Source organism: Pseudomonas sp. PKS (assembly GCF_051913525.1).
GTDB classification, from domain to species: domain Bacteria; phylum Pseudomonadota; class Gammaproteobacteria; order Pseudomonadales; family Pseudomonadaceae; genus Aquipseudomonas; species Aquipseudomonas guariconensis_D.
In genome coordinates this window covers 1-13196 of record NZ_JBEGDO010000003.1, presented here as the reverse complement: position 1 = coordinate 13196, position 13196 = coordinate 1, and the positions used below count along the sequence as shown (strand labels likewise).

Annotated in this window: 12 protein-coding genes and 1 pseudogene; 10 read left to right on the top strand and 3 right to left on the bottom strand. The window is 65.9% G+C overall.

The window, feature by feature from the left end:
* Positions 1-37: 37 nt before the first annotated feature.
* Positions 38-226: pseudogene (locus ABOA88_RS04100) on the bottom strand (hypothetical protein); the annotation flags it as partial.
* Positions 227-398: 172 nt separating this feature from the next.
* Here ABOA88_RS04100 and ABOA88_RS04095 point away from each other — a divergent pair.
* Complete coding sequence (locus ABOA88_RS04095; RefSeq protein ID WP_196168568.1) at positions 399-833, top strand: anti-virulence regulator CigR family protein; 435 nt, start codon at positions 399-401, stop codon at positions 831-833.
* A 120-nt stretch (positions 834-953) separates the two neighbouring features.
* On the opposite strand, the gene ABOA88_RS04090 is transcribed toward ABOA88_RS04095, so the two are convergent.
* Positions 954-1736: an AraC family transcriptional regulator gene (locus ABOA88_RS04090; RefSeq protein WP_367850955.1), complete on the bottom strand. Its 783-nt coding sequence runs from the start codon at positions 1734-1736 to the stop codon at positions 954-956.
* A gap of 91 nt (positions 1737-1827) precedes the next feature.
* Here ABOA88_RS04090 and ABOA88_RS04085 point away from each other — a divergent pair, with 91 nt between their 5' ends.
* Entirely contained in the window at positions 1828-2739 is a 912-nt protein-coding gene (locus ABOA88_RS04085; protein WP_196168566.1) for an ATP-binding protein, read from the top strand.
* Positions 2740-2760: 21 nt separating this feature from the next.
* On the opposite strand, the gene ABOA88_RS04080 is transcribed toward ABOA88_RS04085, so the two are convergent.
* On the bottom strand, positions 2761-3165 hold the full coding sequence (locus ABOA88_RS04080) for a hypothetical protein (protein WP_196168565.1): 405 nt from the start codon (positions 3163-3165) through the stop codon (positions 2761-2763).
* 209 nt (positions 3166-3374) lie between these two features.
* On the opposite strand from ABOA88_RS04080, the gene ABOA88_RS04075 reads away from it, so the two are divergent.
* From ABOA88_RS04075 to ABOA88_RS04040, 8 genes are all read left to right on the top strand, one after another.
* Positions 3375-3845 carry a hypothetical protein gene (locus ABOA88_RS04075; protein ID WP_367850954.1) on the top strand — a complete coding sequence of 157 codons (471 nt, stop codon included), beginning with the start codon at positions 3375-3377 and terminating at the stop codon, positions 3843-3845.
* Between the two features lie 223 nt (positions 3846-4068).
* Positions 4069-5829, top strand: coding sequence for a monovalent cation:proton antiporter-2 (CPA2) family protein (locus tag ABOA88_RS04070; protein ID WP_367850953.1), 1761 nt, complete (start codon positions 4069-4071; stop codon positions 5827-5829).
* A gap of 66 nt (positions 5830-5895) precedes the next feature.
* A complete protein-coding gene (locus ABOA88_RS04065; protein WP_196168562.1) occupies positions 5896-6993 on the top strand; it encodes an AI-2E family transporter in 1098 nt (365 codons plus the stop codon).
* Between the two features lie 13 nt (positions 6994-7006).
* Positions 7007-8524, top strand: coding sequence for an efflux transporter outer membrane subunit (locus tag ABOA88_RS04060; protein ID WP_367850952.1), 1518 nt, complete (start codon positions 7007-7009; stop codon positions 8522-8524).
* Positions 8521-9621, top strand: coding sequence for an HlyD family secretion protein (locus ABOA88_RS04055; protein WP_367850951.1), 1101 nt, complete (start codon positions 8521-8523; stop codon positions 9619-9621). Before ABOA88_RS04060 ends, ABOA88_RS04055 begins: the two co-directional genes overlap by 4 nt.
* A complete protein-coding gene (locus ABOA88_RS04050; RefSeq protein WP_367850950.1) occupies positions 9611-10645 on the top strand; it encodes a DUF2955 domain-containing protein in 1035 nt (344 codons plus the stop codon). Before ABOA88_RS04055 ends, ABOA88_RS04050 begins: the two co-directional genes overlap by 11 nt.
* Positions 10646-10686: 41 nt before the next feature.
* Positions 10687-12072: a DUF3300 domain-containing protein gene (locus ABOA88_RS04045; protein WP_367850949.1), complete on the top strand. Its 1386-nt coding sequence runs from the start codon at positions 10687-10689 to the stop codon at positions 12070-12072.
* Positions 12069-12959 carry a DUF2950 domain-containing protein gene (locus ABOA88_RS04040; protein WP_367850948.1) on the top strand — a complete coding sequence of 297 codons (891 nt, stop codon included), beginning with the start codon at positions 12069-12071 and terminating at the stop codon, positions 12957-12959. Before ABOA88_RS04045 ends, ABOA88_RS04040 begins: the two co-directional genes overlap by 4 nt.
* Positions 12960-13196 lie beyond the last annotated feature (237 nt).

Genomic DNA, 13196 nt, shown 5'->3' with positions numbered 1-13196 from the left:
CACCATCGTTGGCGCCATTGCTGTTGCTGCCATGGTTGCCGCCCAGCCCGCCCTTGCCGCCGCCACCATGACCGCCTCCATGGCCACCGCCACCACCATGACCGCCGCCACCACCGCCACCACCCTTGGCATAAACCGAACCAATCGGGGAGAGGTCGGCGGGCAGTAATGCTGTAGCACCAAGCGCGAATGCGCACACTGCTGCAACTACCAGGGTTTTCTTCATGATCGAATCGCCTCCAAAGGCGGGTTTGGGATGCCGGTCTGACATCGTCCAGGCCACTGAGTTCGAGGCCTGGCGACGAAATGCAGGCACGCCGGTGCCATGTTTTCGCTGTCGGATTGTGCTGGTGGGCGCTACGCTCAGTTTCGGCATCCCATGCAAGGAGACAGCTGCAATGTCCAGACTCAACACACTGCTCGCCGCCACGCTAGGCCTCGCCTTGCTGGGCGCAGGCCCGGCGCTGGCCGATCCAGGCAAGGGCAATGGCCACGGCAAGAACATGCAGCATGGCAAACAAGGCCATCAAAACCCGGGCGGCGGCAACGACTGGCACGGTGGTCCGCAGATCGACATCGGGGGTATTCGGGTCATCCTCGATGACAACCGCGGCTACTGGAGCCCGGGAGCCGACTTGCCGCCTGGCGTGCGGAAGAATCTGGCACGAGGCAAACCGCTTCCGCCGGGCATCGCCAAGAAGCTCGATGGCCGCCTGATTGGCCGGCTGCCTCACTACGACGGCTATGAGTGGCGCCAGGCCGGCACGGACCTGCTGCTGGTCACGATCGCCACGGGCCTGATCTATGAAGTGCTGAACAACGTGCTGGATTGATCCGTCCTGTAACGTGTCGCCTGTTTCGCAGGTAGCCGGTTCTCCGAGGCTCTCAAGAACACCCCTGTACCTGTGGGAGCGGGTTTACCCGCGAATGGGCAGCAACCCAGCCCCAAAGATTCATCCGCGCGGCTGCTGGAAGGTGCGCGGGGGCAGCCCGAATTCCCTTTTGAACATCGCCGTGAACGCGCTGGGTGTGGAATAGCCGGCATCCAGCGAGACGTCGAGAATGTTGTGGCCTTGGGCAAGCCTGTCCAGCGCGATCAACAGTCGTGCCTGTTTGCGCCATGTACCGAAGCTCATGCCCACATCCTCATGGAACCAGCGCTGCACAGTCTTGATGTTCAAGCCAAGGAAACTGCCGCACTCGGCCAGCCCCCAATCCAGCGTCCTGTTCTGCACAAGGTGCTGGCACAGCGCTTGAAGGCGCTGCCCCTTGGGGCGCGGCAGGTAGATTGCCGAGACCCTGGCGAGCGCCAGTTCATCGAGCAGCAACCCGACCAGGCGGGCATGCCGGCTACCTTTGGCAATCTCCAGGTCCATGCCCGAGGTCTCGATGATCAATTCGCGCACCAGATTGGAGATGGCGTAGACCGCGCACTCGCCAGGCATACCTGGGGTGCGCTGTGGCGCGAAATAAAGCGTGCGGATACAGGTGGCACCGAGGCTGCGTGTCCAGTGGGCGACCTCGGCGGGAATCCACAATCCGTAATTGCAAGGCACCACCCAGCACCCCTGATGGGTGTTGACCATCAACGTGCCCTGGGTGGTATAGAGCAACTGCCCATGGGGGTGTCGATGGGTTTCGATGCAGGTGCCGTCCGCCAGGTCCAGGGCCAGCGTGGCCACTTCCCGGTCAGGTGGCAGGAAATGCTGGGTCGCGATTGGGGTCTTGTTGTCCATTATTCGACGATTTGTGTCCATCAGTCGTTAGACGGGAGCGCGCCAGCTTAGCATCATGGCGCCTCTCCCCTCGACCTATGTGCTATCGCTCATGAACACGCCTTTGCCCGACCCGGCCGATTTCTCCCAGCAGGTCGTTGCGCAGCTCAAGCGCATCGCCGACTCCCTGGAGCGCGCGTTCGCGCCTCCACCCGTGCCCGTCCTCGATCCCGATGCCATCGCCTACCAATGGCAGTACCGGGCCAGCCAGGGCGGCCATCGCGCCACCCTGGTACCGGTCAGGCGGCCCATGCTCATCGGCTTCGATCAACTGCAGAACGTCGACCGGCAAAAGGCGCTGATCCGCCAGAATACCCAGCAGTTTCTCGACGGCAAGCCGGCCAACAATGTGTTGCTGACCGGCTCCAGGGGCACGGGCAAGTCTTCCCTGGTCAAGGCGTGCCTCGACGAGTTCCACTCGCGTGGGCTCAAGCTGGTGGAGATCGACAAGGAAAACATCGGGGACCTGCCCGAAGTCATCGAGATCGTCAGCCACCAGCCAGGGTACTTCATCCTGTTCTGCGATGATTTGTCGTTCGAGGAAGGGGACATCGGTTACAAGCGTCTTAAGACCGCCCTGGACGGTTCGGTGGCCGAGCATTCGTCGAACGTGCTGATCTACGCCACGTCCAACCGCCGGCACCTGATTGCCGAACGCGCTTCGGACAACCTGTCCATGACCCGCGGCGAGAACGGTGCGCTGCACCCGGGGGAAGAGATAGAGGAGAAAGTGTCGCTGTCCGAGCGCTTCGGGCTGTGGATTTCGTTCTACGGCTTCTCGCCGGACGAATACCTGAACGCGGTGAACCAGTGGCTGGCGTTCTACGGTGTGCCTGCGCATGCCATCGAGCAGGCCCATGTGCATGCGGTTCGCTGGGCCACCCAACGCGGCTCGCGCTCCGGGCGCATCGCCGCGCAGTTCGCCCGGGACTACGCCGGACGCTGGAACCAGGACACGCCCTGATACCAGGGCGTGACGTAGCGCTTAACGACGGTAGTAGCGCTGATCATGCCCGTAGTAGCGCCGGTCGTGATCGTAGTAACGATGATCGTATTCGTAGCGGGCGCGATAGTGACGGCGTTCCCACTCGTGACGACGCTCGGCCTCCCGGCGGGCCTGCTCGCGGCGCCATTGGGCACGGCGCCAATCGTCCCGTCGGTCGTGCCAGCGGCCGTCTCGCCAGTAGCGGTCGTCGTGGGCAAGCATCGGGCCTTGTTGCTTGCCTGTCAGGCTGGCCAGGCTCGGCCAGGGGTTTTCGACCACCCGCGTGGCAGTGATCGGGGCGGCGGGCGCTGGGCTTGCCGCCTTCATCGGTGAAGCAGATGCCGAGCCCATCGACGCGAACGCGAACAGGCCAAGGAGCACCATTCGTGGGACGTTGATTTTCATGAGCAAAGACAACCTCTGAATGACATTGGGATCGCGGCCATGGGTCTTGAAAAGCGGTGGGCCGCGTTTATCGAGCTGTGCTCCCTCACATAGACCGATAAATAGCAAAAAGTTCTAGGCGAGGGCTCGAATGATTTTGCCCACGAACCCAGTGAACTCGCGCGGGCACTATTCTGGAACGTTGGGACTTTCTTTCGAGGAGGTGTGCCATGCGTACGTTCACCGGGTGTTGCCTGGGGTTGATGCTGCTCGCAGGGCCTGTCGGTGCCCAGAGCGTCGTGCCGCTCAATGGCCAGAGCAGCCAGCAGATGCAACAGGACATGGACTACTGCAACGGTGTAGCCAGCAACGCGGCCAGCAGCGCCGACACCTCGTCCAAGGCCCATGTCGGGGGCCGCGTGCGTGGCGCGGCCGCCGGGGCGGCGGCAGGGGCGGTGGGGGCCGAGGTCCGTGGCCGGCAGCACGAGGAGCTCTATGACCGGGCCGGTGACGATGCCAAGGCGCAATACCGACAGAACCGCGCCGGCGAAGTGGCCGCAGCGGGGGCGGCGGTCGGTGGAATGCGCCAGCGTCAGGAGCGCCGCCAGGACCGCCGCAGCCAGAACCAAGCCCAGGACTCCGCCCACGCCAGCGCCTACAGCAGCTGCCTGCAGGGGCGTGGCTACCAGGTCAGCCCTTGAGGTCGATGACGCGTCGCAGTAGGCCGTGAGGCCCTACGTTTCGACTGCTCCGAGCAAACGGCGGCGGGGGCGATGTGTGTCTGTAAACCCTGCGCGGAAAATAAAAACCAGCGACAAGCAAACTGCCATTAATCACCCATACTCAGTTCCATCATGGCCGGCGGGACTCAGGCAATCGACTTCGCGCGGGCGGTTGCCTGGCATCCGAGCAAGGGGGAGGGAAATGCCTCATGACGGCAGCCTGTTGCAGGCGACGGTAGTCTTTCTGTTGGCTGTGGTGCTTCTGGTTCCTCTGGTCCAGCGCCTGAAGCTGGGTGCGGTACCCGGTTATCTGCTCGCCGGTATCGTGATCGGCCCTTCGGTGCTGGGCCTGATCGACAATCCCCACAACGTCGCACGGCTTTCGGAGATGGGCGTGGTGATGCTGTTGTTCATCATCGGCCTTGAATTGTCGCCGCGTAAATTGTGGACGATGCGCAAGTCGCTGTTCGGCGTCGGCTCGTTGCAGGTGGGCCTCACTGCGCTGGTGCTGGGAGGGCTCGCCTTGGTGTTGTTCGACCAGTCGCCTGCCGCGGCGGTGGTGCTCGGTGTGGGCCTGGCACTGTCGTCCACCGCGTTCGGCCTTCAGGTACTGGCCGAGCGCAAGGACCTGAACAAGCCACATGGGCGCTTGGCCGTGGGCATCCTGTTGTTCCAGGACATTGCCGCCATCCCGTTGATCGCCGTGGTGCCGTTGCTTGCCGGTGGCGCGACGACCACGTCTGAGGGCACCCGCCCATTGCTGGCGGTGGCGATCGGTATCGGCATCGTGATCATCGGTGGGCGTTACCTGCTGCGACCGGCGTTTCTCTGGGTGGCCAGGTCGGGGCTGCACGAGCTTTCCACCGCCACGGCGCTGCTGGTGGTGTTGGGGACAGCCTGGGTGATGGAGCACGTGGGCGTATCCATGGCGCTGGGTGCATTTTTGGCCGGTGTGCTGATGGCTGAATCGCCGTTTCGCCACGAACTCGAATCCCAGATCGAGCCGCTCAAGGGGCTACTACTGGGGCTGTTCTTCGTCGGCGTCGGCATGACCGCCGATCTGCGATTACTGCTGGGCTTCCCCCTGCAAGTGCTGGGGCTGACCCTGTTGCTGGTGGGCATCAAGTTGCCTGTGCTGTTTGGCCTGGGACGTTGGGCCGGCGGGCTGAGCCGTGCCCAGGCGCTGTGCCTGGCGGTGGTGCTGGCGTCGGGGGGCGAGTTCGCCTTCGTGGTGTTCAAGCTGGCGCTGGATCATCAATTGCTGGCGCAACAGGTGCACGACCTGCTGGTGCTGGCCATCACCTTGTCGATGGCGGTGGTGCCGCTGGTGATGATGGCGCTGGCGCGTCAGCTGCGAGAGGAGCGGCCGGTGTTGGAGACCCCTGACACGCTGCCGGCAGTGGATGAAGCGCCGCAGGTGGTGGTGGCCGGCATGGGCCGCATGGGGCGCGCCATCGCCAGGATGCTGCACGCCGAAGGTGTACGCTTGGTGGCCCTGGATACCTCGGTCGAAGCCTTCGGACGCCAAGCCGACAAGCAGGGCCCGCCGGTGTTCTATGGCGACCCGTCGCGCTCGCAGATCCTGCGCGCGGCCAAGGTCGGCGAGGCCGAACTGGTGATCGTCGCCACCGACGATCCGCAGGTCAATCTCAAGACCGTGGACCTGCTCGCCCAGCAGTACCCGCACACCCCAGTCATCGCCTCCGTGCGCGACCATCAGGATGTCCTGCGCCTGCTCGAGCTTGGCGCGAGCCCGGTCCGCGAGACCTTCCACTCCAGCCTTGAAATGGCGCGCCGCGCATTCATCGCCCTGGGCCAGGACGAAGCCCAGGCTGCCGCCTGGGTGCGGCGCTACCAGCACCAGGAGCAGCGATGGCTGCTGGAGCTGTACCAGCGACGCGCGTCGAGTGAAGGGTTCGAGGACGACGACGGTTCTGCAGGCGACCACCGACCGCAAGTTTGACGACTTACATGGCGCCGACCGGCGCACCGATTGTTCGACCCGCCCACGGCGGCCCGGAGGTGATTCATGCAGCCGAGTTTCAAGCTGGACAGCGCCCTGTCGCGGGGATTGCTGGATGTGCTCATCAAGGCGGGGTTGGTGGCGGGCTTGGTGATTTTCGCCTTCCAGGTGTTCCAGCCATTTCTCGAACTGATGCTCTGGGCAGTGATCCTCGCGGTCACGCTGTACCCGTTGCAGCAACGGATCAAGCGTGCCAGCGGCTTGAAGGACGGTCATGCGGCGACACTGGTGGTGCTGTTGGTCCTGCTGGTGCTCCTGGTGCCGATCTACCTGGTGGTGGTGTCCCTCGGCGATTCGGTCGAAAGCCTGGTGACGCTGCTCAAGAGCGGCGCCTGGAGCGTGCCGGCGCCGCCAGAGTCGGTCGCCACCTGGCCGCTGGTGGGGCCACGGGTGTATGCCCTCTGGCTGTCGGCGTCCGAAAGCCTGAGCGGGGTGCTGAACAACCTGATGCCGTACCTCAAGGATGCCGGCCGGTTGCTGCTCGGGGCCATCGCCAGTGCTGGCGGCGCGTTCCTGCTGTTCATCGCGGCGATCATCATCTCAGGCGTGATCATGGCCTTTGGCGAGCGCGGTGAATGGGCTGCGCAACGCATTGCCATGCGGGTCTCCGGCGAAGCCCAGGGCAAGCCCATCGCCAAGCTGTGCACCGCCACCATCCGCGCGGTGGCCCAGGGCGTGATCGGCATCGCGTTCATCCAGATGCTGCTGATCGGCGTCGGCTTCGTGATCAAGGGGGTGCCAGGCGCAGGCATCCTGGCTATCGCCATCCTCATGCTGGGCATTGCCCAGGCGCCTGCGACGCTGATCACGCTGCCGGTGATCGCCTACGTCTTCAGCACCGAAGGTTTCACGGTCGGCACCATCGTGTTCGCCATCTACACCTTCGTCGCCGGCCTTGCCGACAACGTGCTCAAGCCCTTGCTGCTGGGGCGTGGCGTGGACGTGCCGATGCCGGTGGTGCTGATCGGTGCGCTGGGCGGCATGGTGGTCAAGGGCATCATTGGCCTGTTCATCGGCCCGGTGATCCTGGCTGTGACCTACAACCTGTTCTGGCAGTGGGTCGCGCAGCAAGTGCCCGAAACGCCTGTCGACAAGACGTATTGAACCAGGGCTGGCCATGGTCAAACGTGTCTTTTGCTGTGCACTGAGCCTGGCCGCCTTGGGCGGTTGCACCCAGGTCGGCCCGGACTTCAAACCCGTGCCGACGCCCTGGCTGGACACCTGGCATACCCCCTTGCTGGAGCAGGCCACCCGCTCGGCGGCTTCGCCGGACCTGCGCCAGTGGTGGGCGGTGTTCGCCGACCCGAGGCTCGATGCGCTGATCGCCGAAGCCGATGCACATAACACCGACCTGCGCGTAGCAGGCCTGCGCATCGCCGAGGCGCGCGCGCAGCTGGCCATCGCCCAGACCGGGCGCTACCCCCAGGTGCAGCAGTTGCGCGGCGAGAACCTTTACCTCAAGCAGGACCAGTCCGGTACCCCCACGGCCCGGGACTCGGTGTTCTGGCAATCCAGCCTGGGCTTCGACATCGCCTGGGAGGTGGACTTCTGGGGGCGCTTCAGCCGCGCCATCGAGTCGGCCGATGCGTTGTATTTTGCCTCCGAGGCCAACTACGCCGATGCCATGGTGCTGTTGCGGGCGCAGGTGGCCGATACCTATTTCAGCCTGCGCACCGTCGAGGCCCGCCTGGACATCGCCCATGAGAACGCCCAGCGCCAGGCGCGCAGCCTGCAGATCACCGAACGGCTGTTCCGCCATGGCGAGAACGACGAACTCGACTGGCAGCAGGCCCGCACCCAGTTTCTGGCCACCCAGGCCAGCATTCCGGAGCTCGAGAACCAGCTCAACGCCCTGCGTAACGTGCTGTGCGCACTGCTGGGCCGGCCACCTGGGCCATTGCCTGAATTGGCGAGCGGCCACGGGCAGTTGCCGCTGCCCGACCGGGCGATCCTGCAGGACGTGCCGGCGAGCCTGCTGCAGCGCCGCCCGGACATTCGCGCCGCCGAGCAGGCGGTGGCGGCGCAATCGGCACTGGTGGGCGTGGCCGAGGCCGACCTGTACCCGTCGCTGAGCCTGTTGGGCAGCATTGGCTGGACGTTCGTCTCGGCCAGCCACCTGCCCGACAGCTTCCAGCTCGCCGCCGGCCCCAGCCTGATCTGGAGCCCGTTCGACTATGGCCGGCGCAAGAACGCCGTGCGCGTGGAAGATGCGCGCCTTCAGCAGTTGATCGAGCTGTACCAGCGCGATGTGCGCGAGGCCGCCCGCGAGGCCGACGACGCGGCCAGCGGGCTGGTGCGCTCTCTGCAAAGTGCCGAGGTTCGCCAGCAGGCCTCCCAGGCCGCGCAACGCTCGTTGGACTTGGCCACGTCCCAGTACCGTGAGGGCTTTGCCGATTTCCAGCGGGTGCTCGATGCCCAGCAACTGTTGCTGCAACAGCAGGACAGCTACCTGGTGAGCCGTGGCAATGCGGTCGGCAGCCTGGTGGCCCTATACAAAGCCCTCGGTGGTGGCTGGGATCCGCACCGCGCGCCCATCGCCCCCGACACCCGCCAACACATGCAGCAACGCACCGACTGGGGGGATCTGCTCGACAATCCCGCCCCAGCGCGCAACGACACAGGTGAGCCGAAATGAGCGATGCCCCAGCCCCTTCGCCGACACCCGCCAAGCCCGACCGAGGCATGCGCTGGGTCCTGCTGCTGATCGCCGTGAGCCTGCTCTGGTATTTGCTCGCCGACCGCTTCACACCCTATACCCAGCAGGCGCGGCTGCAGGCCTATGTGGTGCCGGTCAGTGCCGAGGTGGCCGGGCAGGTGAAGCGGGTGGCGGTGGGCAACAACCAGGAAGTGCGCAAGGGCGAGGTGCTGTTCGAGCTGGACCAGGCGCAATACCGCATCGCCCTGGCGCGAGCCGAGGCCGAGCTCGATACGGTGCGCCGGCAGATCGGTGCCCATACCGCCGGCATCGACGCCGCCCAGGCCTCGCTGGCTGCCGCCCAGGCCAACGAGCGCAAGGCCCGCCAGGACGCCGAGCGCCTGGCACGCCTGTATCAGGAGGACCCTGGCACGGTGTCCGTGCGACGCCTGGAGGGCGCCCAGGCCAGCCGCGAGCAGGCCAGCAGCCAAGTGGCTGCGGCCCGCGCCGAAGTCGAGCGCGCCCGCGAGCAGCAGGGCGGACAGGAGGCGGACAACGCCCAGGTGCGCAGCGCGGTGGCCAACGTCGAAAAGGCTCGGTTGGACCTGGCACGCACCGCAGTGCGGGCCGACTCCGATGGATTGATCACCGACCTGCGCACCGATGTCGGCCATTATGTCGGCGCCGGCAGCCCGGTGATGACCTTGATCGCCATCCACGACCTGTGGATCAGCGCCGACATGACCGAGAACAACCTGGGCCACCTGCGCCCGGGCACCCCGGTGCTGGTGGTGCTCGATGCCTTGCCCGGCGAGTTGCTGCACGGACGGGTACGCAGCATCGGCTATGGCGTGAGCGTCGGCCAGAGCCCGCCGCCAGGTTCGCTGCCCCAGGTGCAGAACAGCCGCGAGTGGCTGCGTTCGGCGCAGCGTTTCCCGGTGATCGTCGAGCTGGAGCGCGATGGGCGGCTGAACGTGAGCAACCTGCGGGTCGGTGGCCAGGCCGAGATCATGGCGCTGCCAGGGGAGGGCAATCCACTTAACCTGCTGGGCCGGGTGTTCATGTGGATGATGAGCTGGTTGTCCTATGCCTATTGAACTGCGTCGCCTGCGGGCGCTGCGCCTGGCCTGGGGCACGGCACTGTGCCTGGCGGCGAGCTTCGGCTTGGACATGCCGGTGCCGATCCTGGCGCCGGTGTTCGCCGTGCTGTTGCTGGCCATGCGCAGCCAGGCACTGGGGCTGCGTGCAGCGCCGGTGCTGGCGCTGATGGTGTTGCTCAGCTGTGGCAGCGGCCTGCTGCTGATCCCGCTGCTGCGCCATGCGCCGCTGAGCGGCGTCCTGCTGGTGGGCGTTGGCTTGTTCGCAGTGTTCCGCTACGCCTTGCACGGCGGCAACGGGCTGCTGGCGAACCTGCTGGTGATCGGCTTGACCATGATCGCCGCAGCAGGGACCAGCGATTTCACCCTGGCACTGTCGGTGGTCGAGGCGCTGGCCAAGGGCATGCTGCTGGCGGTCATCGGCTGTGCGGTGGCCCATGTGCTGTTCCCCGAGCCGGCCGACGTCGCGGCTGCGCCAGTGCCGCCGCGCTTGAGCCCCGAGGAGGTGAGCTGGATCGCCCTGCGCGCGACGCTGATTGTCATGCCGGCGTTTGTGCTGGCGCTGATCGCACCGGACCGTTTCATGCCGCTGATCATGAAGGCGGTCAGCCTCGGCCAGCAGGCCGACCAGACCGATGCCCGCCAGGCCGCCCGCGAACTGATTGGCTCGACGTTGCTGGCCGGGTTGCTGGCGATTGTGCTGTGGGGTGCGCTCAGCTTGTTCGTCCACCTGTGGATGTTCTTTCTGTGGGGGCTGCTGTTTGTCCTGTGGCAGGCCCGGCGGCTGTATGCGGTGATCGGCAGCCGGCATGGACCGGCGTTCTGGGTCAGTTGCCTGACGACCATGCTGATCCTGCTCGGGCAGTCGGTGCAGGACAGCGTGGCGGGCCAGGACGTGTACCGTGCGTTCGCGGTGCGCATGGCGTTGTTCCTGGCGGTTTCGCTGTATGCCAGCGCCATGCTGGTGTGGATCGACAGCCGGCGTGCGCGACGTGGTAAATCGCAGGTGCAGCGCTACCCTTAACGCACACTCATCTCAGGCGATGGACCTTTGCGGGAGGTGCAATGCGCGTTCCAATGCTAGGCGTCATGACAATGATGTTGTGCCTGGGCGGCACGGCGAGCCTCGCGCAGACGGCGGCAACGGCGCCTGCCCCGGCTGGCGAGCCGGCGCCGAGTGCGGGCGCCGCCAAGGCGGCCGTGTTCACCCAGGAGCAACTGGACCAGATGCTCGCACCCATCGCGCTGTACCCTGATGCGCTGCTGGCGCAGGTGCTGATGGCGACCACCTACCCGGGGGAGGTCGCCGAGGCGGTGAGCTGGTCCAAGGCCAACAGCACGCTCAAGGGCGACGAGGCGGTCAAGCAGGTGGCCGGGCAGGCCTGGGACCCCAGCGTGCAGGCGCTGGTCGCCTTTTCGCAGGTGCTGGTGACGCTGGGCCAGGACCCGGTCTGGGTGCAACGCCTGGGCGATGCCTTCCTGGCCCAGCCCGACGATGTCATGAACAGCGTGCAGCGCCTGCGTCGCCAGGCTCAGGCAGCCGGCAACCTGCAGAGCAACCAGTACCAGAACGTGATCGTGCAAGCCGCGCCAGCGCCGTCCTCCGCGGGCGCTACCACCCAGAGCGAGCCGGCCGGCAACACCATCATCATCGAGCCGGCCGATCCGCAAGTGGTCTACGTGCCCAGCTACAACCCCAACACCACCTACGGCACCTGGCAGTATCCCGCCTCACCGCCGGTGTACTACCCACCGCCGCCGGCCTATTACGCGGGCTCGGCTCTGGTGGCGGGGCTAGCCTTCGGCACAGGCGTGGCGATCATCAATTCGCTGTGGGGTGATTGCGACTGGGACGATCACGACATCGATATCGACGTCGACCGCTACAACAACATCAACAACATCGATAACCGCATCAACAACAGCCAGAACAAGTGGCAGCACAACGCCGTGCACCGCGATGGCGTGCCCTATCGCGATGCCAGGAGTCGCGAGCAATACGGCCGGCAACTGGACGGCGCCCGCCAGCGCGCTGCGTATCGAGGTGACGATGCCCAGCGCACCGAGGCCCGGGAGCGTGCCCGTGCTTCGATGGACCGGCATGGCATCGAACGTCCGGCCACCACCAACCGTGAGGCCCGTGAACGGGTGCGCGAAGCCCAGGCTGGCAATCGCCTGCAAGGTGCGGCGAACGCACCCCGGGTAGCCGACCGCCGCCAAGGCGATGGCCAGCTCCGCCAGGCCGCGTACAAGCGGCCCACGGCCTCGGCCGGGCGGGCTCGCAACAATGCCTTCGATGGCGTTCGCTCGCCGTCGCGAGCCAATGTGCAGGCCAACCGTGGGCGATTGAGCCAGTCGTTCGCCCAGCGGCCCAGTTCTGCGCGGGCGGCGGGACGTCCGGTGTCAAGACCGGTCAGTGCGCCGATGCGCAGGGGAGGAGGGCGGCGATGAACCTCAAGACGCTTGTGGGACTCTGGGCCACGGGCCTTGCCTGGTCGTGCATCGCCTCGGCCCAGCAGGCCTTTCCGACGCCGGAACAAGCCGTCGATGCCTTCGTCCAGGCCCTGGGCGTGGAGCACCCCGACGAAGCGCGCCTGGCGCAGCTGCTCGGCGATGACTGGCGTACCTACATCCCCCGCGGGGGCGTGCAGCGCAGCGACGTGGATGCGTTCCTGCAGCAGTACCGCGAGCAACATCGCATCGAGGCGGACGGCGAGCGCAAGGCGATTCTGGCAGTGGGCAACGCCCCCTGGACCTTGCCGATCCCGCTGGTCAAAGGCAATGGCGGCTGGCGCTTCGATCTAAAGGCCGGCAGCGCTGAGATCCGTGCGCGGCGCATTGGCCGCAATGAGCTGGCGGCCTTGCAGTCGGTGCTGGCGTATCACGACGCGCAGATGGACTACGCCACCCAGGATCGCAACGGCAACGGTGCGCTCGAGTACGCCCAGAAAATCTTCAGCAGCCCTGGCAAGCACGACGGCCTCTACTGGGCGGACGAAGGCGACGGCCAGATCAGCCCACTGGGCCCGCTGTTCGGTCAGGATGTAGTCGGCGATGACTGGTATGGCTATCACTTTCGCATTCTCGATGGCCAGGGCCCGTCGGCACCCGGCGGCGCCTACAGCTACCTGATCGGCGACCAGATGAGTCGAGGCTTTGCGCTGATCGCCTGGCCTGCCAGGTACAACCAGACGGGGGTCATGAGCTTCATGATCAGCCACGACGGCCAGGTGTTCGACAAGGACCTGGGGCCAGACGGCGAGAAGGTCGCCAAGGCGATGAAGCGCTTCGACCCGGACGACAGCTGGCAGGTGGTGAAGGTCGACCCTGCCGAGTGAGGGCTGGCACAGGCGGCGCAGGCTGAGCCCTGGCCCGAGCTGTGCGCCGATACTTCGGCAATTGCCGAAGTCCACTTCTTGCCTTGGCTATTTTTCCGAAGCGCCGGCGCATCTACAGTCGCAGGCGAGAAGGGGCTCTGGGCGGCCTCGGGTAAACCCGCTCCCGCAGGTATCGCGGACCTGATGGGAGCAACTGTCTTGTAGTGCTTGCACCGGCCTTTTCGCGGGTAAACCCAC